Origin of the sequence: Glutamicibacter arilaitensis (assembly GCF_044793945.1) — a bacterium.
GTDB lineage: Bacteria > Actinomycetota > Actinomycetes > Actinomycetales > Micrococcaceae > Glutamicibacter > Glutamicibacter arilaitensis_B.
In genome coordinates this window covers 3,720,610-3,747,093 of sequence record NZ_CP084994.1, presented here as the reverse complement: position 1 = coordinate 3,747,093, position 26,484 = coordinate 3,720,610, and the positions used below count along the sequence as shown (strand labels likewise).

25 protein-coding genes are annotated in these 26,484 nt (G+C 58.1%); 9 read left to right on the top strand and 16 right to left on the bottom strand.

The annotated features are described in order from the left end of the window. Positions 1–2 precede the first annotated feature (2 nt). From LG294_RS17445 to LG294_RS17430, 4 genes are all read right to left on the bottom strand, one after another. Positions 3–809 (bottom strand): ABC transporter ATP-binding protein, encoded by an 807-nt coding sequence (locus LG294_RS17445; RefSeq protein ID WP_404287999.1) that lies wholly within the window; start codon positions 807–809, stop codon positions 3–5. A gap of 45 nt (positions 810–854) precedes the next feature. Continuing rightward, positions 855–1,682, bottom strand: coding sequence for an ABC transporter permease (locus LG294_RS17440; protein ID WP_404287997.1), 828 nt, complete (start codon positions 1,680–1,682; stop codon positions 855–857). Next, positions 1,675–2,451 carry an ABC transporter permease gene (locus tag LG294_RS17435; RefSeq protein WP_404287995.1) on the bottom strand — a complete coding sequence of 259 codons (777 nt, stop codon included), beginning with the start codon at positions 2,449–2,451 and terminating at the stop codon, positions 1,675–1,677. Before LG294_RS17435 ends, LG294_RS17440 begins: the two co-directional genes overlap by 8 nt. Before the next feature lie 70 nt (positions 2,452–2,521). Continuing rightward, positions 2,522–3,526 carry an ABC transporter substrate-binding protein gene (locus LG294_RS17430; RefSeq protein ID WP_404287993.1) on the bottom strand — a complete coding sequence of 335 codons (1,005 nt, stop codon included), beginning with the start codon at positions 3,524–3,526 and terminating at the stop codon, positions 2,522–2,524. A gap of 207 nt (positions 3,527–3,733) precedes the next feature. On the opposite strand from LG294_RS17430, the gene LG294_RS17425 reads away from it, so the two are divergent. The 5 genes from LG294_RS17425 to LG294_RS17405 all read left to right on the top strand — a co-directional run bounded on the left by LG294_RS17425 (position 3,734) and on the right by LG294_RS17405 (position 9,958). After that, positions 3,734–5,242: an aldehyde dehydrogenase family protein gene (locus LG294_RS17425; protein WP_404287991.1), complete on the top strand. Its 1,509-nt coding sequence runs from the start codon at positions 3,734–3,736 to the stop codon at positions 5,240–5,242. Positions 5,243–5,346: 104 nt separating this feature from the next. Continuing rightward, the gene (locus LG294_RS17420) at positions 5,347–6,408 is read left to right on the top strand and encodes a CdaR family transcriptional regulator (RefSeq protein ID WP_404287989.1); all 1,062 of its coding nucleotides are present in this window, start codon (positions 5,347–5,349) and stop codon (positions 6,406–6,408) included. A gap of 302 nt (positions 6,409–6,710) precedes the next feature. Beyond that, positions 6,711–6,986: a hypothetical protein gene (locus LG294_RS17415; RefSeq protein WP_404287987.1), complete on the top strand. Its 276-nt coding sequence runs from the start codon at positions 6,711–6,713 to the stop codon at positions 6,984–6,986. Positions 6,987–7,384: 398 nt separating this feature from the next. After that, positions 7,385–8,611 carry an acyl-CoA dehydrogenase family protein gene (locus LG294_RS17410; protein WP_404287985.1) on the top strand — a complete coding sequence of 409 codons (1,227 nt, stop codon included), beginning with the start codon at positions 7,385–7,387 and terminating at the stop codon, positions 8,609–8,611. Between the two features lie 114 nt (positions 8,612–8,725). Beyond that, the gene (locus LG294_RS17405; protein WP_404287983.1) at positions 8,726–9,958 is read left to right on the top strand and encodes an acyl-CoA dehydrogenase family protein; all 1,233 of its coding nucleotides are present in this window, start codon (positions 8,726–8,728) and stop codon (positions 9,956–9,958) included. A 97-nt stretch (positions 9,959–10,055) separates the two neighbouring features. Here LG294_RS17405 and LG294_RS17400 read toward each other — a convergent pair whose 3' ends face one another. Beyond that, entirely contained in the window at positions 10,056–10,478 is a 423-nt protein-coding gene (locus tag LG294_RS17400) for a hypothetical protein (RefSeq protein WP_404287981.1), read from the bottom strand. Between the two features lie 165 nt (positions 10,479–10,643). Between LG294_RS17400 and LG294_RS17395 the strand changes: the two genes are divergently transcribed. Continuing rightward, positions 10,644–11,570 (top strand): LysR family transcriptional regulator, encoded by a 927-nt coding sequence (locus LG294_RS17395; protein WP_404287979.1) that lies wholly within the window; start codon positions 10,644–10,646, stop codon positions 11,568–11,570. A gap of 34 nt (positions 11,571–11,604) precedes the next feature. Here LG294_RS17395 and LG294_RS17390 read toward each other — a convergent pair whose 3' ends face one another. Together LG294_RS17390 and LG294_RS17385 are read right to left on the bottom strand one after the other, a co-directional pair. After that, on the bottom strand, positions 11,605–12,954 hold the full coding sequence (locus LG294_RS17390; protein WP_404287977.1) for an MFS transporter: 1,350 nt from the start codon (positions 12,952–12,954) through the stop codon (positions 11,605–11,607). Next, positions 12,951–13,997, bottom strand: coding sequence for an MBL fold metallo-hydrolase (locus LG294_RS17385; protein ID WP_404287975.1), 1,047 nt, complete (start codon positions 13,995–13,997; stop codon positions 12,951–12,953). The genes LG294_RS17390 and LG294_RS17385 overlap by 4 nt, the downstream gene beginning before the upstream one ends. 206 nt (positions 13,998–14,203) lie before the next feature. On the opposite strand from LG294_RS17385, the gene LG294_RS17380 reads away from it, so the two are divergent. The 3 genes from LG294_RS17380 to LG294_RS17370 all read left to right on the top strand — a co-directional run bounded on the left by LG294_RS17380 (position 14,204) and on the right by LG294_RS17370 (position 15,538). After that, on the top strand, positions 14,204–14,584 hold the full coding sequence (locus LG294_RS17380; RefSeq protein WP_404287973.1) for a YidH family protein: 381 nt from the start codon (positions 14,204–14,206) through the stop codon (positions 14,582–14,584). Further along, the gene (locus LG294_RS17375; protein ID WP_404287971.1) at positions 14,584–14,913 is read left to right on the top strand and encodes a DUF202 domain-containing protein; all 330 of its coding nucleotides are present in this window, start codon (positions 14,584–14,586) and stop codon (positions 14,911–14,913) included. The genes LG294_RS17380 and LG294_RS17375 overlap by 1 nt, the downstream gene beginning before the upstream one ends. A 208-nt stretch (positions 14,914–15,121) precedes the next feature. After that, a complete protein-coding gene (locus tag LG294_RS17370) occupies positions 15,122–15,538 on the top strand; it encodes a DUF6069 family protein (protein ID WP_404287969.1) in 417 nt (138 codons plus the stop codon). Positions 15,539–15,758: 220 nt separating this feature from the next. Here the strand turns inward: LG294_RS17370 and LG294_RS17365 are convergent, their stop codons facing one another. The 9 genes from LG294_RS17365 to LG294_RS17325 form a co-directional block, all read right to left on the bottom strand. Beyond that, the gene (locus tag LG294_RS17365; RefSeq protein ID WP_404287967.1) at positions 15,759–16,559 is read right to left on the bottom strand and encodes an HpcH/HpaI aldolase/citrate lyase family protein; all 801 of its coding nucleotides are present in this window, start codon (positions 16,557–16,559) and stop codon (positions 15,759–15,761) included. Next, positions 16,552–17,076 (bottom strand): MaoC family dehydratase, encoded by a 525-nt coding sequence (locus LG294_RS17360; RefSeq protein ID WP_404287965.1) that lies wholly within the window; start codon positions 17,074–17,076, stop codon positions 16,552–16,554. The genes LG294_RS17365 and LG294_RS17360 overlap by 8 nt, the downstream gene beginning before the upstream one ends. Beyond that, the gene (locus tag LG294_RS17355; RefSeq protein WP_404287963.1) at positions 17,073–19,109 is read right to left on the bottom strand and encodes an acetyl/propionyl/methylcrotonyl-CoA carboxylase subunit alpha; all 2,037 of its coding nucleotides are present in this window, start codon (positions 19,107–19,109) and stop codon (positions 17,073–17,075) included. The genes LG294_RS17360 and LG294_RS17355 overlap by 4 nt, the downstream gene beginning before the upstream one ends. A 15-nt stretch (positions 19,110–19,124) precedes the next feature. After that, positions 19,125–20,696 carry a carboxyl transferase domain-containing protein gene (locus tag LG294_RS17350; RefSeq protein ID WP_404291818.1) on the bottom strand — a complete coding sequence of 524 codons (1,572 nt, stop codon included), beginning with the start codon at positions 20,694–20,696 and terminating at the stop codon, positions 19,125–19,127. A 48-nt stretch (positions 20,697–20,744) separates the two neighbouring features. Continuing rightward, on the bottom strand, positions 20,745–21,398 hold the full coding sequence (locus LG294_RS17345) for a TetR/AcrR family transcriptional regulator (protein WP_404287961.1): 654 nt from the start codon (positions 21,396–21,398) through the stop codon (positions 20,745–20,747). A 179-nt stretch (positions 21,399–21,577) separates the two neighbouring features. Next, complete coding sequence (locus LG294_RS17340; RefSeq protein WP_404287959.1) at positions 21,578–23,239, bottom strand: glycoside hydrolase family 13 protein; 1,662 nt, start codon at positions 23,237–23,239, stop codon at positions 21,578–21,580. 61 nt (positions 23,240–23,300) lie between these two features. Then, complete coding sequence (locus tag LG294_RS17335; RefSeq protein WP_404287957.1) at positions 23,301–24,176, bottom strand: carbohydrate ABC transporter permease; 876 nt, start codon at positions 24,174–24,176, stop codon at positions 23,301–23,303. Next, the gene (locus LG294_RS17330; RefSeq protein WP_404287955.1) at positions 24,173–25,099 is read right to left on the bottom strand and encodes a carbohydrate ABC transporter permease; all 927 of its coding nucleotides are present in this window, start codon (positions 25,097–25,099) and stop codon (positions 24,173–24,175) included. The genes LG294_RS17335 and LG294_RS17330 overlap by 4 nt, the downstream gene beginning before the upstream one ends. 17 nt (positions 25,100–25,116) lie before the next feature. Then, entirely contained in the window at positions 25,117–26,391 is a 1,275-nt protein-coding gene (locus LG294_RS17325) for an ABC transporter substrate-binding protein (protein ID WP_404287953.1), read from the bottom strand. Between the last annotated feature and the right edge of the window lie 93 nt (positions 26,392–26,484).

The following is a 26,484-nucleotide window of genomic DNA, read 5'->3' as shown; positions in this document are numbered from 1 at the left end:
ATCTAGTCCTTTCGTAGACGAACAAGAATGCGAGCGCGGGCCTCGGAGAAGCGCGGGTCGGCCTTGGTTGCCAGCTGGTCACGAGTGTCACCGAAATCGGTGATGATCTCATCCACGACGGTGGCAGGCTTTTCGGCGATCACCACAACCTTGTCGGCGAGGTACAAGGCTTCGTCAATGTCGTGGGTGACCAGCAAGATCGTGACCCCAAGTTTGTGCTGTAGATCCAAGACCAGATCTTCCAAGTCGAAACGCGTCTGCGCATCGACGGAGGCGAACGGCTCGTCCATGAGAAGCACCTTGGCGTTGTATGCCAAGGCACGGGCAATAGCTACGCGCTGCTGCATGCCACCTGACATCTCCCAGGGGAACTTGTCGCCCTGGCCGGCCAAACCGACGGCCGCAAGGTTTTCATCAGCGAGCTTGTTCCGTTCGGCCTTTCCCATGCCCTTGCCTTGCAACGGGAAGGCCACATTTTCGCGGGTCGTCATCCACGGCATCAGCGAACGGGAGTAATCCTGGAATACCACCGCTAGATCCGGGTGCGGACCGGAGATCTCTGTGCCGGAGACCTCGATAGTTCCGGCCTTGGGCCGCAGCAGTCCGGAGAGACAACGCAACAAGGTCGTTTTGCCTACTCCAGAGGGCCCAACGATTGAGATGAATTGTCCATATTCGACATCTAGATCAAGATTTTCAAGGATCTTGTTTTCTTGGGCGCCCTCGCCATAGCTCATGGACATGCCACGAACTTTCATGAGCAGGGGTGCTGTTTGCGTTGATTCGGTGCTCGGTGCCTGGATGGTCATGTTAGCTCCTTGGGGGAAAGAGTTATCTTCGGGGATCATGGCTGCTTACTGCGCGCCAGAGGCGTGGTACCAGCGCAGGACGCGCTTTTCCACGAAGATGAAAAGGATGGAAATGAGGTAACCAATAACGCCAACAAGCAGTGCGCCGGCCCAAGTTTCTGGGACCTTGAAGGTTGCCGATGAATTCAGGATGAAGAAGCCGAGGCCTTCAATGGACGCGAACATCTCGGAGACCACCATGACGGTGATGCCGATGGGCAGGGACACACGCACCCCAGCCATGATTTGCGGCAACGCTGCGGGCAGCACGACACGGCGGAAATACAGTAGCCCGGGAATACGGTAGACCTTGGAGAATTTTCGGATGGTGGGTTCCACGCCGAGCACGCCATCGATGGTGTTAAGCAAAATCGGCCACATACAGGCGAAGGCGATGGTGCCCATTTTTGGGCCCTGGCCCATGCCGAAGACGCCGATAATCATCGGCACCAGTGCAGCCTGCGGAACCGAACGGAAGAAGTGAATGATTGGATCGAAGATACGCCGCAGCCAGTGGAGTTCACCCAGCAGCAGCCCACCGCCAATACCTAGTGCCGCCGCGATGGCCAGCCCTACGAAGAGGTTCGTCAGAGAGTACAGCGCGCCGCCGAGGATCACTCCATTACCTAGATCTCGGACTAGGGATTCGAGGATCTCTTGCAATGAAGGGATGAAGAAATTCGTCGAGTTCGCAGACGCGAACCACCAGATCACCACCACCACAACGATGAGCCATATGGATGCCAGTAATTTCTTTCCTGCGCCGTTTGAGGGCCTTCGGGCGGAATTATTGGTAGCCGCAGGGGCCGGAGCCTTGAGAGTCGAATTAGTCATCGTTCTGCCTCTTCCATTTCAGTAGGCGGTTCTCGCCCAGTTGCAACAGTGCCGCGATGCCCCAACCCGCCAAGCCGGCGAAGAACAAGTAGGCGAAAGCCATGTCCCAGCGCTGTGCCTGCTGCATCAAGGTGATTTGGCGTCCGATGCCGGGTGCCTGGCTGATGACCTCGACGCCTACGGCGACAAGGATCGCGATGGACGCCGAAATTCGCACACCGGTGGCGATGAACGGCATAGCCGAAGGCAGCAAGACACGACGGAATCGCAACATGGTGGGAATGCGGAAGACTGCGACGGTATCGGCAACTGCCGCTTCTTGGCGACGTGCACCGTAAATGGTTTGCACCAGCACCGGCCACAGGCAGGAAAGCGCCACGACGACGATTTCCATGATCGAGTTGCTGCCTAGCAGCATGATCACCACTGGCATCAGGGCGAGCACCGGGAAGGAGCGTCCGAAATCAATGAGGATGTTGGTGGAGCTGTCCAGGAAGCGGACCGATCCGATGGTCAGTCCCAAGACCACGCCGAGGACGGATGCCAGAACCCAGCCGGTGAGAGCCGCCAGGAGCGTTTTGCCCAGGGCCTCCCAGAACAGCGGACTGATAAATGTTTCCCCGATGCCGGCGAAAATTTGAGTTACTCCGGGGAGCATGGAGGGCATGGTTCCCGAAGCAATGATCAGTTGCCAGATTCCAAACAGGATGCCGATGGCCACGATGCGCTGGACCGTGAGCAGGCCCGGAGAGATCGTTGACTCTTTCATGGTTTTCCTTAGAAAGATATGGGAGTGGGTGGCGCGCGGGGGTTGCCCGCACGCCACCCAAGTTCGGTAATTACTTGCTGTCTGCGGATTCTCGGCTTGGCGCCTGATCCCAGAGCACGTCATCAACGTTGATGGCGTTGGCTACGAGCTCAAAGTGCACCATCGCGTCGATACCGGCTTGTGCTTCGGCTTTGTTGAAGGTGACATCTGCTGGAACGAAATCCTTGGGGGCCTTCGCCACGTCGATCTGGTTGACCTTTGCATGCGCTTCTTGAACTGTCTTCAGGTTCGCGTCATCTTCGTAGAAGGCGACTGCCTGCTCCATCGCGGTGAGGAACTCGGTGGCGGTTTCGGCGTTGGAGTCCAACCAGTCCTTCTTCGCAGTCCACACGGTGACCGGCATATTGCCCTGGTATTCGCGGACCGGATTGGAAATCGACTTGTACCCCGAATCGAGCATCTGGTGGTAGAAGGAGTCCGCTGGAACTACCGCATCCACGGTGCCCTGTTCCAGCGCGGCTTCCATTCCCGCGTATGGAATGGCTACCTCCTTGGCTTCATCGAGTTTCACTCCAGCGCCTTCCAGCGCCTGGAGGACGGGGATGTCACCGCCGGATTTCACGCCTACGACACCAATGGTTTTGCCTTTCAAATCAGCCAGTGAGCTGATGTTTGAATCTTTGGCGACCAAAACACCTGAATTGTCGGATTTGTCGTCGACCATGCCATTGCCACCGATTACCTGAATCGGGACGCCCTGAGAGTAGGACGTTGCGACGTTGATCCACGAGCCAATGGCGACATCTACGTCACCTGAGACCACCTGTGCGAGCAGTGCTGCGGGGTCGGCTCCATTGACGATTTCAACGTCGAGGCCCTGCTTTTCGAAGAATCCTTCTGATTCTGCGACATAGGCGGTTTCGAATTGGATGGGGGCGACGGCAACACGCAGTTTGGTCGGTCCGTCTGCGTTGGCGTCTTCACCACTGCCGCAGGCAGTCAATGCGCCTATCGCAAGTGCCGAGACTGCCAGCGCGGAAAAAGCCTTGCGGGTGGTGAGTCGATTCTTGACCATGGGAAGGTCTCCTTGGAATTGGTCGGCCAGTGGCTGGCCTGCGAGTGAATTCCGGTGTGCCCTGCAGCCGGAACGTGAAAACAAACATCGAACCAAAATCTATTTCTTGTTTCACAATATATCTTCTAGTAGATTATGTGGCAAGGCTCACAGGCAAATTGTGTGCGAAGAACTTTGAGCTTCGCACCGGGAAATAGGAGAACTCAGATGTCAGCAATCGAAACCGCACTCGCACCGATGGCGGATCCGTTACGTGAAAAGCTCGCAGCATCTCGACTCCCGTTGTTCATCAACGGTGAATCCGTCGCGGGAAGCGGCGAACCGTTGGAAGTCACCGACCCTTCTACCGGCATGCAGCTGGCCATGACTTCCGCTGCCACGGTTGAAGACGTTAATCTTGCGGTGAGTGCGGCTCGGAAAGCTTTCGAATCGGGACTCTGGGCGGAGTTCACTCCAGCGCAACGCCAGCGTGCGCTGCACCGTTTTGCCGATGCATTGGAAGAGAACCTTGAAGAACTGGCAACCTTGGAAGCTTTGAATTGCGGCAAGCCATTTAATGTCGCCCGCTTCGGCGAACTGCCAATGGGCATCGAGATCCTTCGTTATCACGCGGGTTGGGCAACTAAGCTCAATGGTGAAACCAGAGAGATATCCCTTCCGGGAACGTGGCATGCATACACGCTGCGCCAACCACTGGGCGTTGCAGGGCTCATCGTTCCGTGGAACGTGCCCTTCACCATCGCCATGTCTAAAATTGCCCCTGCCTTGGCGGCAGGTTGCACGGTGGTGCTCAAGCCAGCGGAGCTGACTCCACTGACCGCAGTCAGGCTCGCGCAGATTGCCTTCGAATCTGGGATTCCGGCCGGTGTTTTGAACGTGGTTCAGGGGCTGGGGCCGGTAGCCGGTCAGGCGCTCGCCGACCACCCTGATGTGGATAAGGTATCCTTTACCGGCTCCACCGCAGTGGGCAAGAGGCTCCTTGCTTCGGCCGCGGGCAACCTCAAGCGTTTGAGTTTGGAGTTGGGCGGAAAATCGCCGGTAGTCATCTATCCAGATGCAGACCTGGCCAAGGCTATTCCGGGAGCCGCGATGAGTATCTTCGCGAACTCGGGACAGGTATGTGCCGCAGGTTCTCGTCTCTACGTCCACGAAGATGTGGCAGACCAAGTCATCGAGGGCATAGCGAATTTTGCCAAGAATATGAAAATTGGTCCAGGCCTAGAATCAACTACGCAACTTGGACCGCTGGTATCCGAAATGCAAAGAGATCGGGTCTTGGGTTATATCGCCGCAGGGGTGGCCGATGGTGCCGAGCTCGTGACCGGCGGGGAAAGGCTAGAAGGTGAAGGATTCTTCGTGCAGCCGACAGTGCTAAAAAATGTCAGTCCCGAAATGTCTGTAGCCAAGGAAGAGATTTTTGGGCCAGTCCTGTCGGTGAGTACCTTCAGCGACGAAGACTCGCTGGCAGATGTCCTGCGCCGCGCAAACGATAACGATTATGGGCTGAACTCAATCATCTTCAGTCAAGATATTTCCAAGGCGCTGATGTTTGCCAAGAAAATTCAGGCCGGAAACGTTCGTGTGAACACCGGATCAGGGATGGACGCGAATATGCCGTTCGGCGGGTTTAAGCAATCTGGCTGGGGGCATGAAAACGGACGAGAAGGAATCGAAGCCTACACGTCGTTGAAGTCGGTCACCGTCAAGATCGACTAGTAAATACCTTGTTTCTGGTTGGCCTCGTACCGAAGCGACGCCAACCAGAATGGGACGTGCCTAGGCGCTCAATGCCTCAGGGCTCTTGCGGATACTATGAAGTCATGGAAGAGCACGAACCGATCAGACTCAGTAGCGACCTAGCGCAAAAAGTCGTCGACACGATTGCTCCGACGATTAATCGCCATGTGAACATCATGAATTTCCATGGCACCATCATTGCGTCCAGCGATCAAACACGCATCGGCTCACACCATGAAAGCAGCCTAGAAGCAATTCGAGACAACCGAATTGTCGATGTTGACCGAGCCGACGTTGAAGCGGGGACTCAGCCCGGAGTCAATGCACCATTAATGCTCAATGAGCAGCTGTGCGGCGTCGTCGGCGTGACCGGAGCGCCGCATGAAGTCAGGCCACTGGCGAACTTGATTGCGCTGACCGTTCAGCTGCTTCTCGCCCAAGAGCGCGAACACGGGCGCAGCAACCGGCGTGAAACCGAAGCCCGTGATCTGCTCTCTGCGCTCCTAGCTGGGATAACCGATACGGAGCTGATAGCCCGGAGGCTTGCAGCTCACAGGTTGCGTGCACCATGGTGCTTGGAATTGTGGATCCCGCACGAACCGCAACCGGACTTGCGTCAACAGCACGCAATTGACGGGCAGAGAACCTCCTGGGTTTACCTCTCAGGTGGCTATTGGCGATTGCGCACGAGCTTCGCGAGTTCAGCTGCGGCATCTGTGGCGCCACGCGACAAATATTTAGGATCTTCGCACGCTGCAAATGCGGCGCAGCTTTTGAGCGAAGCCGAAGTGCTACGCGTACTGAGCCGGCATCCACGCTTGGTGCCAGGTCGTGACTCGCGTGTCATGTGGAGTCCCGAAGTGGCCGTGGCCATTGCGCGCACCCCTGAACGAAACCTTGACTCGATGGCGGAACTTGCCGCAAGCGTGAATGCCGAACAAGCCCGCACGCTGCTGGTGATCGCCTCGGCGAACAGCATGCTGGAAGCAGCGGAGTTTTTGCATATCCATCGAAATACCCTGGTGCAGCGCATCGACCGGGTGAGCCAGTTGACCGGCATCGATATCCGGCATTCCGCACAGTTTTTGCGACTGCAGCACTCCATCTATGCAAGCATCGCCCTAGGACGACTTCACATCTTCTAAGCTCAGATACTTAAAAGATCTGGTCGTACGCCTATAGGTGTGCCTTGTCGTGCCATCTAAACTTGTCAAGATGTTCTGTGCCGCGAAGTGTTTTATCCCCCGAGACACAGGCCCCAATCGTTCAGACCAACGGCGGACCCCGGCGGCACTCCAAGGCAGTCGAGTGCCCGGACTCGTTGCACAAGTCGTAAAAATATTGGCGAATGAGCCATTTACCGCATGTACGAACTTTTAGTTCTGCTGATCCTTGTGGCAGCCATTGTGCTGGTTACCGCACATCGGAATGTCAGCCATTCATTGCTTTGGTTGGTGCGTCGGTAGCCAATCTTCCATCCCATCCGTTCGGCGAAGGTGCGGCGCTGGAAACTCCGTCCTTCCTCGGCACCCCGGTGATCGCCTCGAAGTTCGGTCTGCTTGCCGTCACCCTGCTGTTGCGTGGGAAAAAGAAGCTTGCAGGCTTCAACGAGCAGATGCACGAATCGGTGCGTACCGCGGCGCCCAATTTAATCATCACCGGTGCCGGAACCTGGTGGTTTCCCATGCGAACGACTCCTATTTCTGGGTGGTCTCGCAGTTGAGCCGCATTCCGGTGGGTACCGCGTACACGATGTTGAATGTTGCTACTGCAATTCAGGGCATCGCAGGATTCATTGCCGTGTGGATTCTTGGAGCGATTCTGCTCTAGCCGCAGCGAATCCCGCCAAGAGACGAGAAGCAATTTGGGTTCTCGTCTCTTGGTCATTACAAGTGACGGTTCGCTGCTGTCAAGCACACGGCCCGTGGAGGGTAATGAACGGATTCATGAGTAGTTTTGTGTCGAGAATTAGGCGGTCAGCGCTTCATCCTGGATTCAACATGACGCTATGTGTAGCAGGGTGACAGGCCGTGTGGCCAGATGAACGAGGCACCTGACTGACGGGCAATAACTGGCTAGCGTCTAAGCCATCAAGAACCCGAGAACAGGAAGATCATGCTCATGCCAGTCGTCGCAGCACCACTTGCTCGTACCCCATTTCTTGGCCACGCCACAGACGAAGAACTGTCCAGATGGCGTGCGGTAGCCGTCGAAGTGGCACAAACCTTAGCCAAAGACGCACTAGAACGTGATCGCAAGAACGAGCAGCCGTTTGTTGAAGCGCAGCTGTTGCGCTCCTCCGGTTTACTGGACCTGTTGGTGCCCGCAGAATTCGGCGGTGCCGGTGGACACTTCGCGACGGCCTTCGAAGCGGTGCGCATCTTGGCTACTGCCGACGGATCGATCGCGCAGCTGCTCGCATACCATTACTTCAATCAAACAGGCATTGCTTTCTACGCTCCGGCCGAACAACAAGCCGCCTGGTGGGAGCGTACCGTGGCCGGCGGCTGGCTTTGGGGAGACTCGGTCAATCCAGTTGATCCCACATTGGTGCTGACGCCAGACTCTGAAGGCTACCGACTTAATGGTGCCAAGCGCTTCTCCACCGGTTCTGGCGTTGGTGAGGTAATTATCGTCAACGCACTGGTTCAAGGCGGTGGAAACGACGGAAAAGTATTGGCCTTTGTCCTGCCCACGGATCGTGAGGGCTTGGAACTCGTTGACGACTGGGATTACCTAGGGCAGCGACTGAGTGCCTCGAATTCTGTGCGTTATGCCAACGTTCGCGTTGGCGCAGATGAGATTCTCGGTGAAGTTACCGAAGAGCCGGTATCGACCCTGCTAATTCCGGGGTTGCAGCTTGCCTTTGCGAACTTCTACCTCGGCATTGCAGAAGGAGCCTTGGAACGCGGTAAGCAGATCCTGCTGGGGCGCAAAAACGCGTGGTTCCTCTCCGCGGCGCAGACCTACTCGCGAGACGTGATCTTCCAGCGCACCCTCGGCGAGCTCAAAGCACGCACGGCTGCTGTGGCGGCACTAGTTGAAAAGCTCGGCCGCGCCTATGACTCGCTGATTTCCCAGGCCGGAGAAATCACGGGTCAACAACGCGCAGAACTAGCCGTTGCCATTGCCGAAGCGAAAATCGTTTCCACTGAAACGGGGGTTGACGTAGCCAACAGGATCTTCGAGGTCACCGGCACCTCCTCGACTAGCAACGATATTGGCCTTGATCTGTACTGGCGCAATGTACGTACACACTCGCTACACGACCCAGTTGATTACAAGAAGATCGAGGTCGGTCAGTACTTCTTGCACGGTGAACCGCAGCCAATCTCGCTATACACCTAAACGGCGCCGCTCCAGGAGATTGGAGCATCACCGAAGCTTGCTGGTGCCGACTAAACCGTTCGTTGGGCGGCACCAGCACTAGACTCCCACAACTTTGAAGAATGGATCAGAGACATGACTGTCCTTGCTACCTCGCGTAACCGGCTGGCCTCACTGCAAGAACGCTTCCGCCCGCACTTTGAGAATATTGCTGCTGGCGCTGCGGAACGCGACCGCACCGGCAAGCTTGCCTATGACGAGATCGCAGAGTTAGCCGCCGCCGGCTTTGGCGCGGTGCGTGTTCCCGTTGCCCGCGGGGGAGATGGCGCCACGTTGCCTGAACTGTTTGAACTCTTCGTTGAGCTGGCCGCAGCCGACTCAAACATTGCCCAGGCGCTGCGCGCGCACTTCGCCTTTGTGGAAGACCGTTTGATAGCCGCTCCTGGTGAAGGCCGCGACACGTGGCTTGCACGCTTTGCCGCCGGCGAATTAGTAGGAAATTCGTGGACCGAAATTGGCGCGGTGAAGGTGGGGGAGGTGATCACCAAGGTGAGCCCCGACGGTCACGGCGGATTTAAGATTAACGGCACCAAGTACTACTCCACCGGTTCCATCTTCGCCGACTGGCTGGACACCTATGCCGAGCGCACCGACACCGGAAAGCGTGTGATTGCCGCAGTCAACCGGCACCAGTCCGGCGTAGCGCTGGCCGATGACTGGGACGGCTTCGGCCAGCGCACCACCGGCACCGGAACCTCCACCTTCACCGACGCGGTCGTCGCCGAAGAAGACCTGATCGACTTCGACACCCGCTTCAAGTACCAGACCGCGTTCTACCAGCAGGTGCTGCTGGTTGTGCTGGCCGGGTCCGCCAAAGCTGCCGAACGCGATTTTGCTCGCGAACTCAAAAATCGCAAACGTACCTTCAGCCATGCAGCCGCCAACGTGGCCGCCGAAGATCCACAGCTTTTGCAGGTCATTGGCGAGGTATCCGCTGCAGCATTCGCGTCGGCCGCCACGGTAGAACGCGTCTCCAACACCTTGCAAGCAGCCTATGAAGCGGCGCTCGCCGTGCAAGCCGGGGAACTGGAGAATGCTGAAGAAGAACGCATCAATGACCAGGCCGAGCTGGCATCCGCGCAAGCGCAGGTGGTCTTAACACCTCTGGTGCTCAACGCGATCACCCACGCCTTTGACGCGTTGGCCGCCTCGGCCACCAGCATTCCGAAGAACCTGGATCGGCACTGGCGCAATGCCCGCACCGCTGGAAACCATAACCCCTGGGTGTTCAAGGCCCGGCTGATCGGCGACCTCGCGGTCAATGGCACCGAGCTGCCGCGGGTTTGGGCCATCGGCGCCTCGAAGTAGCATCCTCAAATGCTGCAGGCCCAGCACTCATCTTGAGTGCTGGGCCTGCAGCGTGTAGCGCATCAATCACCGAGCAGCTCTCCGGCACCCCCTGGATTCACCTCGCCGACAACAACTCTCTGCAGATAAAGCTCGGGCGATTCGCGGTGTCCTTCCGATAGTAGGCAGCGCTCGGACTCGGCGATTGCATGATTCCGTAGAGCTCCTTCCCTGCAGAATCCGTGGCATATGGTTTCAGAAATGAATGGGCGAGGTAGAGGACGTCACCGTCGGCAATCCGATGCTCGCCGCAGTCGAATACGCCGCGGGTCTCCCAGCTGATCTCGAGGTTTGAAAGTTCTTGTTCGAGCTTGTAGCACTGGCGCTCATCGGCCACGACCGCGATGATCGGTTCGATGAAGTCCAGCTCGGGGTAGGGGCTGGGCTGCTTGCCGAAGACCAGATAGATGTCGAGGCGCGGTGCGGATCCCCACCGGAAGAGGGCTCTCAGTGTGTTGCTGAACGTTCTGTGTTGCGGCAACTTATATCCTCTTCACTAGGCGGGCATGCCTGAAGATCACGGGCATTTCCATTGTAGGCATCCGTTCCAAGCTGCGCCCAGCCTGGGTTGTTTCGAGTGCTTGTGCGCAGCATGCTTTATGGATTCTGCTTCGGCGGGCTTTGCGCCGCTGGCTAGACTGAGTGGGTGATCAACTACACTCTGCGTCAAATACAGTATTTTGTCGCCGTCGCCGAAACCGGGTCCATCTCCGCGGCCGCCGGCGTGTGCCATATTTCGCAGGCCGCCATGTCGCAAGCGATGGACGAACTTGAACGGGTAGTTGGCTCCCAATTGCTCGTACGGCGCAGGGCGCGTGGAGTGGTCCTCACCGCGGTAGGTACGGACTTCCTCCATGATGCTAAGCAACTGGTGCGCCATGCGGAAGAAGTGCAAGACCAGATTGTGGAGCGCCAGACCAAGCTTTCCGGGCCGCTGGTTATTGGATGCTATTCTTCGCTGGCGGCTTTCTGGATCCCGGTGATCTGCGAACGCTTCACCAACGTGCACCCGGATCTGCAGGTGACCCTCATTGAGGGAGACGGCGCCGAGCTGCAGGAGCGGATGCTTCAAGGACATTTAGATGCGGTGCTCACGCATACCCGGCATCTCTTGCCACATGTAGGGTGGCGCCGCGTCATGTCGGGACGCCCATATGTCCTAGTTGGGGGGAACCATCGTCTGGCCAAGCGAGGAAGCGTGGCCCTGTCGGAACTCGCAGGAGACGACTTCGTGTCCCTGGATATACCGACGGTACGCGATAACCAGCTGGTGAATCTGCGGATGTCCGGCCTGGATCCAAAAGTGCGCTGGAGTTCGCAGAGCTTCGAGGCCGTGCGCGGTTTGGTCGCACGGGGTTTGGGCTACACGGTGCTGGTGCAGCGGCCGCCGGTAGATCTCAGCTATGACGGACTCCCTCTTGCGATCTTGGAAATTGATGGCCCGGTAGGTGAGAGCGATATTTGTGTCGCCTATACGGCATCGAACCGTCCGAGCTTGCGACTGCGCGCATTCCTCGACTTCTGTGAAGAGGTTGGAGTCGAGAAAGAAAGCAGAGCTGGCAAGAGTCTTTGAGGCTCTAGCCAGCTCTGCTTTCAACCGAATTCCGCTATAGGTTTTCCGCTTCGAGATCCGCCTCGCGGCCCTCCTTCGCACCACGCAGGGCGAGCCCGGCGACAACGAATGTGGCCGCCCAAACTGCACCGGCAATCCACAGTGTGCCGCCCCCAAGCAAGACCAACCCGGTAACGATCATCGGGGTGAAGCCTGCTCCAACGGTGGAGGAAAGCTGGTACACCAGCGAGGCGCCTGTATAACGGATACGGGTTGGGAACAGTTCAGCGGTGAAGGCACCGAATGGTCCGAAGATGGTGGCTTGGACGATGCCGTTGGCGATGAACAGTGCGATGGCAAAGAGCCAGAGCTCGCCCATTTCCAGCATCCACATAATTGGCAGCGCCATGATTGCACCGGCGGCTATGCCAGCCATCATGACCGGTCGGCGGCCGAGCTTGTCGGAATAACGGGCGGCAAACCAGATGCCCACGATAGTCAATGTGGCGCCGATGGCTTTCATATTCAGCACAGCCGTGCGGTCCATGCCGACCTCTTCAACCACGTAGGCGACGGCCCAGACAGTCATCAGTCCTTGCACCGTGTAAGAGCTCATGCCAACTAATGTCCCGCGGATTACCGAACCCGGATACTTGGTGATGACCTCAAGGAAAGGGGTCTTGCGTTCTTCGGCTTTGTTTTCCAAGGCGAGGAAGAGCGGAGACTCGGTAACTTTAAGACGGATGATCAGTCCAATGCCAACCAGTAAGATGCTGATCAGGAAAGGGATTCGCCAGCCCCAAGCCAAAAACTGGTCATCTGGCAGTACCGATACTGCGGAAACGGCGAGGGTCGCCAGCACTGCACCGGCCGGGCCACCCATATTTGCGAAGCTTGCGGCAAAACCACGACGTTGCTTCGGGGCGTGTTCCAATGCCATCAGCATGGCACCTCCCCATTCGCCGCCTACGGCCAAGCCCTGGATGATGCGTAGCGTGATCAGGGCGATCGGCGCGAGCATTCCGATTTGCGCGGCTGGCGGCAGCAGGCCGATCAGCGTCGATGCGACACCCATCATCACCATCGAGGTAATCAGCACGCCCTTGCGGCCAACCTTGTCGCCGAAGTGGCCGAAGACGATTCCACCCAGCGGGCGGGCCAGATAGCCCACGGCAAGAGTTGAGAAGGAGGCAAAGAGTGCCACGCCTGGTGTAAGCCCAACAAAGAACACTTTGTTGAAAACCAGTGAGGCCGCTGTGGCGTAGAGGATGAAGTCGTAAAACTCGATCGCGCTTCCAATAAAGCTCGAAGCGAGGATGCGACGCATTTGAGGCGAATTGAGTGAGGGAACTTTGAGCTCGCCGTCGCCAGTCGGCTGGTGCTGTGGCTTGATTGCGTTGCTCATCGGGATGCCGTCATTTCACTTTGGACGCGGGAGAAGGATATTTTATCGAGGTCATTGGGGACCAAGTAAGTTCCGGAGAATTTACTGGCCTGCGAGAGCCATACGGATAGGGGAGTGGTGCCCGGTACCAGATGGTGCAAGGCCAGGGTGCGCGCACCGGCCTGGGTTGCGATCTCGATGGCCTGTTCGGCTGAGGTATGAGCACGTCGGTGATGGTCCATGGAGGCTTGAGCTTCTAAGCTGCCAATCGAGCCGTAAGCGCGCTGAACCCAATCGAAGTCGATGGCTTCATGCAGCAATAGGTCTGTGTCGCGAGCCAAAGTGACAAGGTTTTCGCAAGGTGAGGTGTCTCCGGAAATGGTGACCGAGCCTTCGGCGGTATCAAAGCGGAAAGCAAAGGCTGGCGCAATCGGAGGGTGCTTCACCAGCGTTGCGCTAACCGTCACGAGCTCATCTTGGTAAATCACAAATGGTTTGAACTCGTCCGGAGTCGGGTTATCGTTCGGGTGATAACCGGCGCCCGCAGGGATCTGAATGTCCTGAGCATTGAAATGATCTAGCGGAGATGGGCGCAAGGCGTTAATGACCCGGTCGTTGAGATCCGTTGCGTAGGCCTGCATCAGATGATCGAACATCGAGGCGGTGCCCGGAGTCGGGTTCTGTGGGTAGAGGGCCTGCGGCGGAACGCTTGCCCTCGGTGAGACAGGGGGCAAAGCGCCGCGCTCGCCGGGGCCGACTATGGCGATTGGTTCCTTATCGGCGGGCAACGTGAATAGTCCGAAGATCGCTAGTGAGGCTAGGTCGATGCTGTGATCGGAGTGCAGGTGGGTCAGGAAGATGCCGCGCAGGTTCGCCGGGCTGTAGCCCGCCTTCATTAGCTGGTTTCCTACGCCGGTGCCTGCATCTACGAGATAGACGCTGTCTCCCACCACTACCGCGGTGGAAATCCCTGCCCGCTCGCCGGCATGCTCTCCGGTCCACCAGCGTGGACCGCCTGCGGTGCCCAAGGTGACGACGTGGGGATTCAAATTGTTGGAGGTCATGTGCCTGCGACCTTTCGTTGTTCTAGTATCTATCAACCATTCTTATGCGCTGGATCACATTCGTAAAACTGTTTTTATCTAGCATTAACAATGGTTTTACTTATGAATAGGTCTGTAGACTTCATCGCGACGTGAAGCATCATCAAGCAATGACGGTACATTGAGCATGATGTACTGAAAGAAGAAAAAGTACCCGTAGGAGTGTCATGCCAGATCACGAACGGAGCCGCCTATCGCGCTGGCTCTTGCCTCACGGCACGGAGCCGGATCCTCGGTTCACGTTGGCCAATGAACGTACCTTCTTGGCGTGGATTCGAACCTCTCTGGCGTTCCTTGCTGGTGGCACCGCACTAGAGGCCTTTGCCGCCGAAGCTTTCCCGTCGCCGCTGCGCACTTGGCTCGCGGTGCTCATTATCGGTGTCGGAATTCTGATTGCGGCCGGAGCCGCTGTTCGCTGGGTTCGCGTGGAGCGCAGCATGCGCACCGGGCGCCCGCTGCCAATTCCGGCCATTGTGCCGCTCTTGGGCTTCGGCGCCGTGGTGGCTTCGCTCGCGGCCGTGGCGATGATTGTCGGTTCGCGAGTCTAATGCCCGAGCCAATCCAGATCGCTGACCCGGGGTTGCAGCCAGAGCGTACCGTGTTTGCGTGGAGTCGCACCCTAGTTTCATTCCTGGTGGTCAGTGCGGTCTTCTTGCGTTGGTTGCCGCACTTTGGCGTAGGTATTGTGTTGATGATAGCGATTTCCGCGACGATGGCGCTAGGAATTTTTGCCTCGCAGCGCGCCCGCTACCGGCGCATGGCGCAAGGCGTGAAATCCGAACGAGTAAGCCCGGATATCGTCGCGGTGCTGATGACTACCCTGGTTCTGATCGCCATAGGCGTTTTCGGAATTATTTTGGTACTCGGCCCGAACTAAAGCGGGTTCGTGCCTTGTAGTTTCCTAGGCCAGGTTTCGGATTTTTGCGCCCTATCTTTCGGGGGTGTTCGGGGGCTTCGATACGGAACAAGCGGTATCGGGGTGCTTCGGTGTTGCGGATTTCACTGGTAAGTGAGCGGCGGGGAATGTGGGTTAAGTTTTAGACTTAGTTGGGTAAAATCAACTATTTAGAGGAGTGCTCCGGCTCATGAACGCTGAGACTCAACCCAAAAGCCCGTTTAACTTCGTTCAGGTGCTGATTGCCGCCGCTGGTATTGGCTTCCTCAACGTCATCACGTATTTCATTGGAAGTTCCGCAGGCGCTTCGATGGTGCTGGGCGAGAATGCCGGCGAGCACGTTGGTTTCGCTCAGGTCTACGGTTTCACGTTGCTGCCAATCCTCGTTCTCGGCGCGGTAGTTTTCGTAGTCGGGCGTGCCAAGCCAGGATTTTGCAAGGTCGCTCAATGGCTAGGCCTGGTCATTGCGGTTATTTCGATCATCATGCCAATCATGGCCGCCGGTGACATTGCTACTGCGCTCACCTTGAGCATCATTCACCTGTTCGTCGGCCTTGGCCTGTTCTTCGCGGTGCACTACGGCAATAAGAGCCTGCACAAGAACTAACAGCTGCGCAACTAGGACTCATCGCAATATACCCGCTGCTCACGGATAAAAATCCGTGAGCAGCGGGTATTAGTGCAACTAAAGCTTGTCAGCCACGATTCTGATAAGGCCGGCAAAGCGGATCAAAGTTACTCGTGAACTATGGATAACAGCCTCATGTGAGTGAGGGCGTTTGCTGGTCGCGCGGCTGAAACCCCATCGAAGCCTTCCTGGGCCGGATTTACTTACCAAGCGTGGCCCGAGCCTGGCGCAGCAGCGGTTCGTCGACCATCTGACCTTCAAAGGCGAAGACGCCCTGGGTGGATTCCGCCGCGGCGAGGATCCTCCTGGCTCTTTCGAGCTCTGCTTCGCTGGGAAGGAAGGCTTCTCGGATCACTGGCATCTGATTCGGGTGGATGGAGGCTTTGGCCATGAAACCTGAGGCCTTGGCATCACGGGCTTCCGCCTTTAATCCTTCAATGTCTGGGATATCTAAATACACCGAGTCAATGGCGGCTTTGCCGTGGGTGGCGGCATGCAGCAAAATCTGAGACCTCGCGAATCTGGCAACGTCACGGTAGCTGCCGTCTTCGTGACGGGAAGACGTACCGCCTAGCGAAGCGAGCAGATCTTCGGCGCCCCACATTAACGCCACTACCAAGGGGGAAGCAGCAAAGCTGCCAACGTTGGTAACTCCTGCGGCAGTTTCGCATAGCGCCACCACCTCATAACCTTTGAGCCTTGCAACATCCGCGGCCGATTCGCTCTTCGGCAACATCACCGTGCGATAACTGGTTTGGGCAAGCGCCTGCAGATCTGCTTCGAAATATGGGGAATCTACGGGGTTGACCCGCACGATGGTGCGTTGCGGATCCAGCGCACTAGCCACCATGGCACGCCGGGCGGCATCCTTATTCTGCGCAGCGACCGCATCTTCCAAGTCAACAATGATCGCGTCGGCGCGTTCGGCGGCCTTGGCATAGCGTTCGGGACGGTCTGCCGGGCAGAAGAGAATCGAGGGACCCATTCTGAAGCTACTCATTGACTGGTACTTCCTTGGAATTCAGGGAGTCCAGGTGCGCCTGACGGGTCCACATGAGGCAGGTGCGGGTTGCGGTGGCGACGATGTCTCCGTGCTGGTTTCGTCCGGTGTGAGTCATCGACGCCAGCCCCTGTCCGGGACGGGACTTCGACTCGCGCAGGGCGGTGACCTCGGTTTCGGTATAGAGCGTGTCCCCATGGAACATGGGGCGCGGGAACTTCACATCATTGATTCCCAACTGCCCCACGATGGTTCCTTCGGTTAGCTGCGCTACCGACTGACCGATCATGGTGCTCAAGGTCAGCAAGGAATTCACCAGCGGCTTTCCGAAAGGTTGGGTCGCCGTCCACGCAGCATCAAGGTGCAGACCTTGGTTGTTCATGGTCATGGTAGTGAATTGAACGTTGTCAGATTCGGTGAGCGTGCGCCCGGGCTTATGCACATAGACAGCCCCGAGATTCAGCTCATCGAAGTACAGCCCGCGCTGTTCGAAACGTTTCTGAGTAGGTTCGTTCATGCGTTTTGCTCCTGAGTTTGTGGTTCCACCGTAGCCACTAATTGCTTGGCCTTCACCAGATCTCCGACGCTCAATCCGGTCATGCGAACGATGCCATTTGCCGGGGAGAGGAGCTGGTGTTCCATTTTCATCGCCTCGATACTGACCAGCAGCTGCCCCTCGGCCACCTGATCCCCATCGGCCACCTGGACCGAGATCACGGTGCCAGGCATAGGGGTTTCAACATGCGGGGAGAACGTTCCGGACGCTTTGGCCAGAGTGGCCAGATGCCGTTCGAGTACCTCTTCGCGCCGGAGTTTGCGGACCGCTCCGGTCCACCCGTTTTCGCTGAGCCACAAGGTGCCATCCGGGGCGAATGCATGGTGAATCCCGGTGCGCTGTCCATTGATGGAGTACTTCCCTGAGCCTAGATCCCGCACCACGTACTCGTCTTCGCCAAACAGGATTCGGCTTTCGGTGTCTCCGCCGTGCAAGGTGAGCTCGACTTGCTGCCCTTTCACTTCGTAATGTTGTGGTGTTCCATGATTGTGCTGCGCCCGCCAGCCATCGCGGCGGGTCCACGGGGTGTCTGTGGTGCGCAGGCGGCCGTGTTCCAGATGGGCTGCCAGCGCGAGTTCGCGAGCCCCGGGGGACCGGAAGGAAAGCTCGGGCATCTTCCGTTCGATCAGATTCGTGTCCAGTTGACCGTTTGCCACGTCCGAGTCGGCCAGCAACAGGCGCAGGTACTCGCTGTTGGTCAACACCCCGAGCACCACGCATCGGGACAAGGCGCGGTCAAGCCGGGATAGTGCCACGGTGCGGTCTTCACCCCAGGCGATGAGTTTTGCCAGCATTGGATCGTAGTGCGCGCTGACCTCCAGTCCATCGCGCAGGGAACTGTCCACGCGCAGGCATTCACCCGTCGGTTCGCTGACCCGCAGGATGGTTCCGACCGAGGGGAGGAATCCTTCCGAAGGATCTTCGGCGTAGAGGCGTGCCTCGATTGCGTGCCCATTGAGCGTGACGTCTTGCTGAGTGAAGTCCAAGGGCTGCCCGGCTGCGATGCGCACCTGCCAGTCCACTAGATCCAGCCGGTTCCCGTTGACCCGGACCACCTCTTCGGTGACCGGGTGCTCCACCTGCAAACGGGTGTTCATCTCCATGAAGAAGAACTGGTCAGGGTTTTCGTCGCTGACCAGAAATTCGACCGTTCCCGCACCCACATAACCAACTGACTTCGCTGCGGATACGGCCGCCGCACCGATGCGCTCGCGGATTTGCGCCCCGTGTTCGAGATTTTCGAACAGTGGCGCCGGAGCTTCTTCAATGACTTTCTGATGCCTGCGCTGCAAGGAGCACTCACGCTCGCCAAGGTGCAAGGTATTGCCTTGCTGGTCAGCCAAAATCTGCACCTCGATATGGCGCGGGTTGCGCACCAGACGTTCGAGGAACAAGGTTTCGTCTCCGAAAGCGTTGCGCGCGGTACGCCGCGCACTGGCCAGCGACTCGGGAAGCTGGCTTAAGGACTGAACGGCGAACATTCCCTTGCCGCCTCCGCCCGCGGAGGGTTTGATCAGCAGGGGGAAGCCGATCTGTTCTGCGGCCTCCAACAGCTCTGCGTCGCTCAACCCGGGCTCGGCGATACCCGGCACAACGGGCACTTGATGAGCGAGAACATGATTCTTCGAGCGGATCTTGTCACCCATGAGGTTGATCGAGTTCACCGGAGGTCCGATAAAGGTGATCCCGGCATCCTCCAAAGCGCGCGCAAACTCCACGTTTTCGGAGAGAAAACCGTATCCGGGGTGAACCGCTTGAGCGCCGGTATCCTTGCAGGCCTGCAGCACCGCCGGGATGCTGAGATAGCTCTCATTGGCCGGCGAAGCGCCGATGCGTACCGCGGTATCGGCCTCGCTCACGTGAAGCGCCCCGGCATCTGCATCTGAGTAAACCGCTACCGAGCGGATCCCCAGAGTGCGCAGGGTGCGGATGATGCGTACGGCGATTTCGCCTCGGTTGGCGACGAGGACGGTGTCAAAAAGTTTTGTATCCATGTTTGTCTCCTCGCACTACATCCGGAATAGGCCGAAGGAGGTCTCCGGCAATGGCTGACGGGCGCAGACGTCCAAGGCAAGGCCCACGACTCGTCGGGTATCCACCGGGTTTATGACTCCGTCATCCCAAAGGCGCGCGGTGGAATAGTAGGGATTTCCCTGGCTTTCGTATTGCTCACGAATGGGAGCCTTGAATGCTTCTTCATCCTCGGTGCTCCAGCTGCCGCCGGAGGCCTCGATCCCGTCTCGTTTGACCGTCGACAACACGCTGGAGGCCTGATTTCCGCCCATCACCGAGATGCGAGCCGCTGGCCACATCCACAAGAAGCGCGGGGAATAGGCGCGACCGCACATCGAGTAGTTGCCGGCGCCGAAGGATCCGCCGATCACCACGGTTAGTTTGGGCACCCGTGCGGTGGCTACCGCGGTGACCATCTTGGCACCGTGCTTGGCGATGCCATCTGCCTCGTAGTCGCGGCCCACCATGAACCCGGCAAGGTTCTGCAGGAAGAGCAGCGGGATGCCACGCTGGTCGCAGAGCTCGATGAAGTGCGCGCCCTTGAGCGCAGACTCGGAGAACAGCACGCCGTTGTTCGCGATGATGCCGACCTGGTGCCCATGAATATGGGCGAAGCCGGTGACTAAGGTGGTGCCGTATTCTGCCTTGAATTCATGGAATTCACTGCCATCCACCAGTCGGGTGATGACTTCGCGGACATCGTAGGGGGCATTGACGTCTACTGGCACGCAACCGGCAAGTTCACTGGCCGGGTAGAGCGGTTCGGCGACCTGCTCTTCGATTGCCCATGCGGGTTTGGGATTGGGTGGCAGGGTGGAGATGATGTCACGGATAATCATCAGCGCATGTTCGTCATTTTCAGCCAGATGATCCACCACGCCGGAGGTTTTGGCGTGCAGATCTCCGCCGCCCAGTTCCTCGGCGGTGACGATCTCGCCAATGGCTGCCTTCACCAAGGGCGGGCCGCCTAGGAAGATCGTTCCTTGGTTGCGCACGATCACCGTTTCGTCGCTCATCGCCGGAACGTAGGCGCCACCTGCGGTGCAGGAGCCGAGGACAGCCGCCAGTTGCGGAATCTTCTTGGCCGAGAGATTCGCCTGGTTGAAGAAGATCCGGCCGAAGTGGTCCCGATCCGGGAAAACCTCATCCTGCATGGGCAGGAACGCGCCTCCGGAGTCAACCAGATAGACGCAGGGAAGGGAGTTTTCCAGTGCAATTTCTTGGGCGCGCAAATGCTTTTTGACCGTCATCGGGAAGTAGGTGCCGCCCTTGACCGTCGCATCGTTGGCAATGACCAGTACCTGCCGGCCGTGGACCAGACCGATTCCGGCGATCATGCCGGCTCCTGGGCTCGCCCCGTCGTACATGTCTTCGGCTGCCAGCGGCGCAATTTCCAGAAATGGGGAGCCATCATCCAGGAGCTGATCGACCCGGTCGCGGGGCAGCAGCTTTCCGCGGACCACATGGCGTTGCCGAGACTTTTCAGATCCGCCGCGGGCGGCACGTTCTAAACGTTCGTGTAATTCATCGGTCAGCGCGCTGTATTGCTTGAGGTTGCGCTGGTAGATCTCGGAAGTTGTATCGATCTGTGAGGGCAGGGTCTTCACTGGTGGTCCTTAGCTGACGGTCTGCGTGGAAAGCTGGGGGTTTGGTTCGCTGGCTAAAAGCTCGGCGGTGGGCAGCGGTTGGTCTGCCGTTTTGGCTGCGTCGGGGACTGCAAGGATTCTGTAGGCCATGGCCACGAAATTCTCCTGGACTTGGCTGAGCGAAAGCCTGCCGTCGGGGCGGTACCAGTGGGCCACGCCGGTACCCATCTCCATGACGGCTAGGCGTGCCATGGTCAGGTCATTGGTGGAGAATTCGCCAGCCTTCTGACCGTCAACTAGCACCTTAGAGAAGAGTGACTCGTAGTGATCCCGGAGTGCTTGCATTTGTTCCTGGGCCGGACCGGTCAGGGCGCGCATCTCGTATTCGGCGACGCGTGCAGTGAGCGGATTGGTGGCGGTGAATGCCACATGGAAAGCGATCAGCCGGGCGAGCTGCCCGGCGGGTTTCTCCGCCCCGGCAATCGCTTCACGGCCACCGGAGATCATGGCGTTTAGGCAGGTGCTGATGATCCGCATGAGTAGATCCTGCTTGCTGCCGACATAGTGATAGAGGGTGGCCGAATTGATGCCTGCCGCGGTGCCCAGTTCCCTGATTCCCGTGGCGGCGAAGCCCTGCTGGGCAAAGCGCGCGACGGCCGCTCGCTGTACCTGCTCAATGTCCATGTTTATGAATCGCTTTCACCACAAAACGAGAGTCAATCAATCGATTGATAGATTCTCAGTCAAGTCGGAATTGCAGCATGTGTCAAGGGTCACTTTAGCCAGTGGGGGAGAAAGCAGCAGGCCGGGCCAAATGCTTACGCATTCGGCCCGGCCCAGGATTTCGTTGTTTAGCTAGCTGATTATTTTTGACGCAACCATACGGTGGTTGCAGCGGGAAGTTTGCCAGCTGCATCCAGCGGGCTGCTAGTCAGCAGGACTTCGCCGGCGGGCAACTGCTGAGCCTGCGCAGTGAAATTGGTGAAGCTCACCCAGCCATTAGGCCTGGAAAAACCGAGGGTGTTGGACTCGGTGGCCAGCCAGGAAAGTGATTCTTCGCTTTGCAGCTCGCGGCGCAGCTTTAGAGCTTCGCGGTAGAGCTCCAGCGTCGAGCCATCGACCCCGGTTTGTGCCGCTACCGCGTACTGGCCAAAGAGCTGAGGCTGTGGCAGATGCGCTTCGCCAGTGCCAAACCCGAAGGATGGGCCGCTGGCTTCCCATGGCAAAGGAACGCGGCAACCGTCACGGCCAACCTCAACACCCTTGTTCCTGAAAAACGCGGGATCTTGGCGCTGTTCATCCGGAATGTCGGTAACTTCCGGAAGCCCCAGCTCCTCACCTTGATACAGGTAAGCGCTGCCGGGCAGTGCCAGCTCCAGCAGGGTTGCCGCGCGAGCGCGGCGCAGCCCCAGCTCCACATCCACCTGGGCAGGATCAGCACCTTGCAGCAACCAGTTCTTCGCCGCGTCGGGATTGCCTGTTGCTTCCAGTCCATAGCGGGTGGCGTGGCGAACCACGTCGTGGTTTGAGTACACCCAGGTGGTTGACGAGCCTGCGGCAGAGGCTTGTGCGAGGTTGAAGGAGATGATCTTCTTGACGGTCTCGGCTTCGAAGTCCGCTTGCAGTAAATCGAAGTTGAACGCCTGGCCCAACCCGGTGGCACGGGCGTAGGCGGGACGGCGGTCGGCATTGGTCCACGCTTCGGCTACTGCGATGCGCGGTGGGTTGTATTCGTTGAAGACCTCACGCCACTCGGCATAGACCTCATGTACCTCGTCGCGGTCCCAAATCGGGTGGGTGCCGTCCCAAGGGTGAGCGTCGAGTTGTGCCTTAGATGGCAGTTCGGTCAACGGAATGTCCTTGGTCAACGCGTGGGCCACATCCACTCGGAAGCCGTCCACTCCGCGGTCCGACCAGAACTTCAAGGTTTTGCGAAAATCTGCGCGGACTTCTTCATTGGACCAATTGAAGTCCGGCTGCTCTTTGGCGAAAAGATGCAGGTACCACTGGCCGTCGCCCGCGGCGGTCCAGCCCGGTCCGCCGAACAAGGATTCCCAATCGGCCGGCGGCAGCTCTCCGTTTTGGCCCAGTCCGTCTCGGAAAATATAGCGCTCGCGCTCGGCGGATCCCTTCGGTGAGGCAAGCGCCGCCTTGAACCATTCGTGGCGGTCTGAGGAATGATTCGGCACAATATCCACGATGACCCGAATGCCTGCAGAGTGCAGCGCTGCGGTCATCCGGTCAAAATCCTCCAACGTGCCCAGACGGGGATCAACGTTGCGGTAGTCGTCCACGTCGTAGCCGCCGTCGGCAAGGGCCGAAGGGTAGAACGGGGAGAGCCAGACGGCATCTATTCCGAGCTCTTTCAGGTAGGAAACTTTGGAAGTGATGCCGGGCAGGTCACCCAGGCCGTCGCCGTTCGCGTCGGCGAAGCTACGTGGGTAGATCTGATAGACGGCGGCTTGGCGCCACCAGTTGGCATCTGGGGCGAGGCCGGCGGAGTTCTGCGTATCTTGTAAGGTCATCTTGATTCCTTCCGGAAAAGTTGTCTGCTTATAAATGTAGATGGTTAAGAGGAAAGGCTGTTTAGGATTTCACCGCCCCTTGGGTGAGCCCCGACATGACCCACCGTTGGGTAAACAGATAAGCCACGATGCTTGGTGCCATCGCCATCAGGTAGGAGGCGAAAGAAACGTTGTAGTTATTAGAGAACTGGGTCTGGAAAAGCTGCTGGACTACCGGAAGGGTCTGATCTGCCTGTTCGGCAATGATCAGCGAAGGCATCATGAAGTCATTCCATGAGGCTAAAAACGCGAAGATCGCCACGGTGGCGCTCATCGGCGCCATCAGCGGGAAGATGATCCTCCAGTAGGTAGCCCAGGTGCTTGCTCCATCGATGCGGGCGCTTTCTTCTAGCTCTCCGGGTAGTCCGCGCAGGAACGCGGTGAAGAGCAGAACGTTGAAAGATAGCCCGAACATCACGTGCAGGATGGTCACGCCCACGGGGTTATCAAGTCCGAAGAGTCCGGTGAGTTTCACCTGGGACAGTGCAAGCACCGGAAACGGTAGGAACATTGCGGCCAGTAGATAGTAGAAGCTGGAACGGTAGAGGCGCTTATGCCAGTTGCGATGAATTGCATAGGAAGCCATGGAGGCCAGCATGACGCCGCCGAGCACGGTGGCCAGGGTAATCAGCAGTGAGATGGTGAAGGCGCGGGGGAAGTTGACCAGCTCCCAGGCCGCAGTAAAACCCTCTATGGAGAAAGGGCGCGGTAGCGAGAAGGCTTTCCCATCAACGGCCTGGGTAGCCGACTTGAAGGCCATCGAGACGGTCACGAACAAGGGGATGAGTACCGTGAGGGCGCAGACCACCATTATCCCGGTGGCCCACCAGTTGATGCGTTCGCGTCCAATTCGTGCGCGGGAACGTTTATTTAGTCGTTGTTGGAGGTTGACGCTCATTTGGCCACGCCCTTATTTGTCAGGCGCAGCTGCAGCAGCGCGATCATCAGCGAGATGAGGAAAAAGACTGTGGCGTTAGCCATCTGGTAGGCGTAATCGCCACGTTCAAATCCAGTGAAGATGGTCATGGCTATGGAGCGCGTGGCTACGCCAGGTCCGCCATTGGTCAGGCCGACGATGATGTCATAGGCACCGAGGAAGTTCTTGAAGCCAATGATCATGTTGATTCCGATGTACCCCACCATGAGGGGCAAGGTGACTGCCTTGAGTTGCCCGAAGGCGCTTGCGCCATCCAGCGAGGACGCCTCGTAAAGGTCATAGGGAATCGCCATCAACCCGGCGATGTAGATCAACATGGCCGAAGGGATCGCCTGCCAGGCGGTGACGATCACAATGGAGATCCAGGCGTAGTCCGGATTCGCCAGAATTGAAGACTTCAAGAAGTCCAGTCCGATATCTTCTCCGAAGGTCGGCAAAGTATTGGAGAAGAGGAAGTTGAAAACGTAGGCGATCACAATGCCCGATATGACCATGGGTATGACGAAGATGGCCCGCAATGCCACCCGAGCGCGGATCTGCGCTGTCAGCCCGATGGCTAGCAGAAAGGCAATGAGGTTAGTGATGATCACGGTAATGAAAGCGAAGCCAATGGTGAAGCCGTAGGCGCCAATGATCGCCGGATCGGTGAACAGGGCCAGGTAATTGGTGAGACCGATGATCTCGTAGTCGCCGAAGCCGACCGAGTCGGTGAAGCTGAAGAACATTCCCATCAGTGCCGGAACCGTAATGGCGATGGTGAAGCAGAGCAATGCGGGCAGCAGGAATGCCAAATGGGTCCACTCGATGCGCTTGCGTCGGGGCGTGCGCTCAAGCGCGGCCGATTTAGCTTCGGGCGGGAATTTGGTGGAGGTTGTCAGAGCCATGATTCGTCCTTAGCTGACTAGCCGCGCTGGGCTAGTCGAGCCCAGTCCGCGTCGAGGGTGGCCAACGTCTGTTCTACGCTGCTTCCGGTAACGAGGCCCTGCATGTAGTTTTCGAAGGGGATGGTGCGTGGGATGGCGGTGGATACTCCTTGAAACACCCTGCCTCGATCGATATATGGCTGCATCTGCACCAGACGTTTGTCCTTGGCCGGAGGGGAATCCGTGCGCACTCCGAAACCGAGGGCCATCTCGTTGTAGGGGTTCTGGATTTCTGGCCGGCAGAGGAATTCGAGCAGTTCGCGCGCTTCGTCCTGGTGATCCGACTGCTCCGGGATCCAGAGGGCCAGGTCAATATTGACGCGGACTTTCAGGTCCTCTGGATCCTCGGTCATGGGCAACGGGAAGGTGCCAATATTGGCGTTCGGGTTGGTCTTGGAGATTTCGGGCAGTGCCCAGGGGCCTTGGAGGTACATGGCAGCCTGGCCATTGGCGAAGGCGAGGTTGCCGTCGCCGTAGCCGCGGTTCGCCGCGTCCTTATTGGAGAACTTCGCCAGTTCCTGCATGCGCAGCAACGGGTCGGTAAAAGCTTGGGAGAAGGACAATTCGGAGCCGGGAGTGAAATCGGCGCCGACGCTTTGCAGAGAGGCAAACAATTCGTTGATGTCTACGGCCCCGCCAAGGGTGTAGTCCGCTAGACCCTGGGAAGCGGTCCACGCGTCCTTGAATGTTGAATAGATCGGGGTGACCTTCAGATCTTGGAGCTCTTCGCACAACGCGACGAATTCCGAATATCGCTGCGGGATGGCCAAGTCATGCTTGGCGAAAATGTCCTTGTTGTACAGGACAGCCGCAGCCATCATTGAATAGGGCAGCACCGAGGTGCGCCCCGGATAATCCGGATAGAGCGCGAGCAATTCGTTGACGAAGGGAGCGTTCATCTGGACCTGGGGCAGATCCGACAGGTCCGATAGCGCGCCGCGTTCCTGGAAGCGTGCCATCTCGTAGTTGTAGTTCAAGCAGCCAAGATCAGGCGGGTCATTGCGGGCGAAGGCCGCCGAGAGTCCTGCCGTTACCTCATGGACCGCGGAAATGGAGGATTGCCCGCCGTTGAACTCGGCTAGCAGCTCTCGGAAGTAGGCGACGACCTCAGGCTTTGACTGGTTGAATCGAATCGAGGTGCGCGTGCCGGTACCGGCGCAGCCTGCGAGCATCAGTGTCCCGGCGGCGGCCAAAGACGAGATGAAAGTTCTGCGGGACAGCGCTCTGGACAGCGTGGCGGATCCTGAGTTCATGGGTATCTCCGACGGTCGAATGAAGCAGGTCACTTTATTTTCTCAGTAAATTTAGCATCTAAATAAATATCCGTCTATACTCAAGTTGTGAAA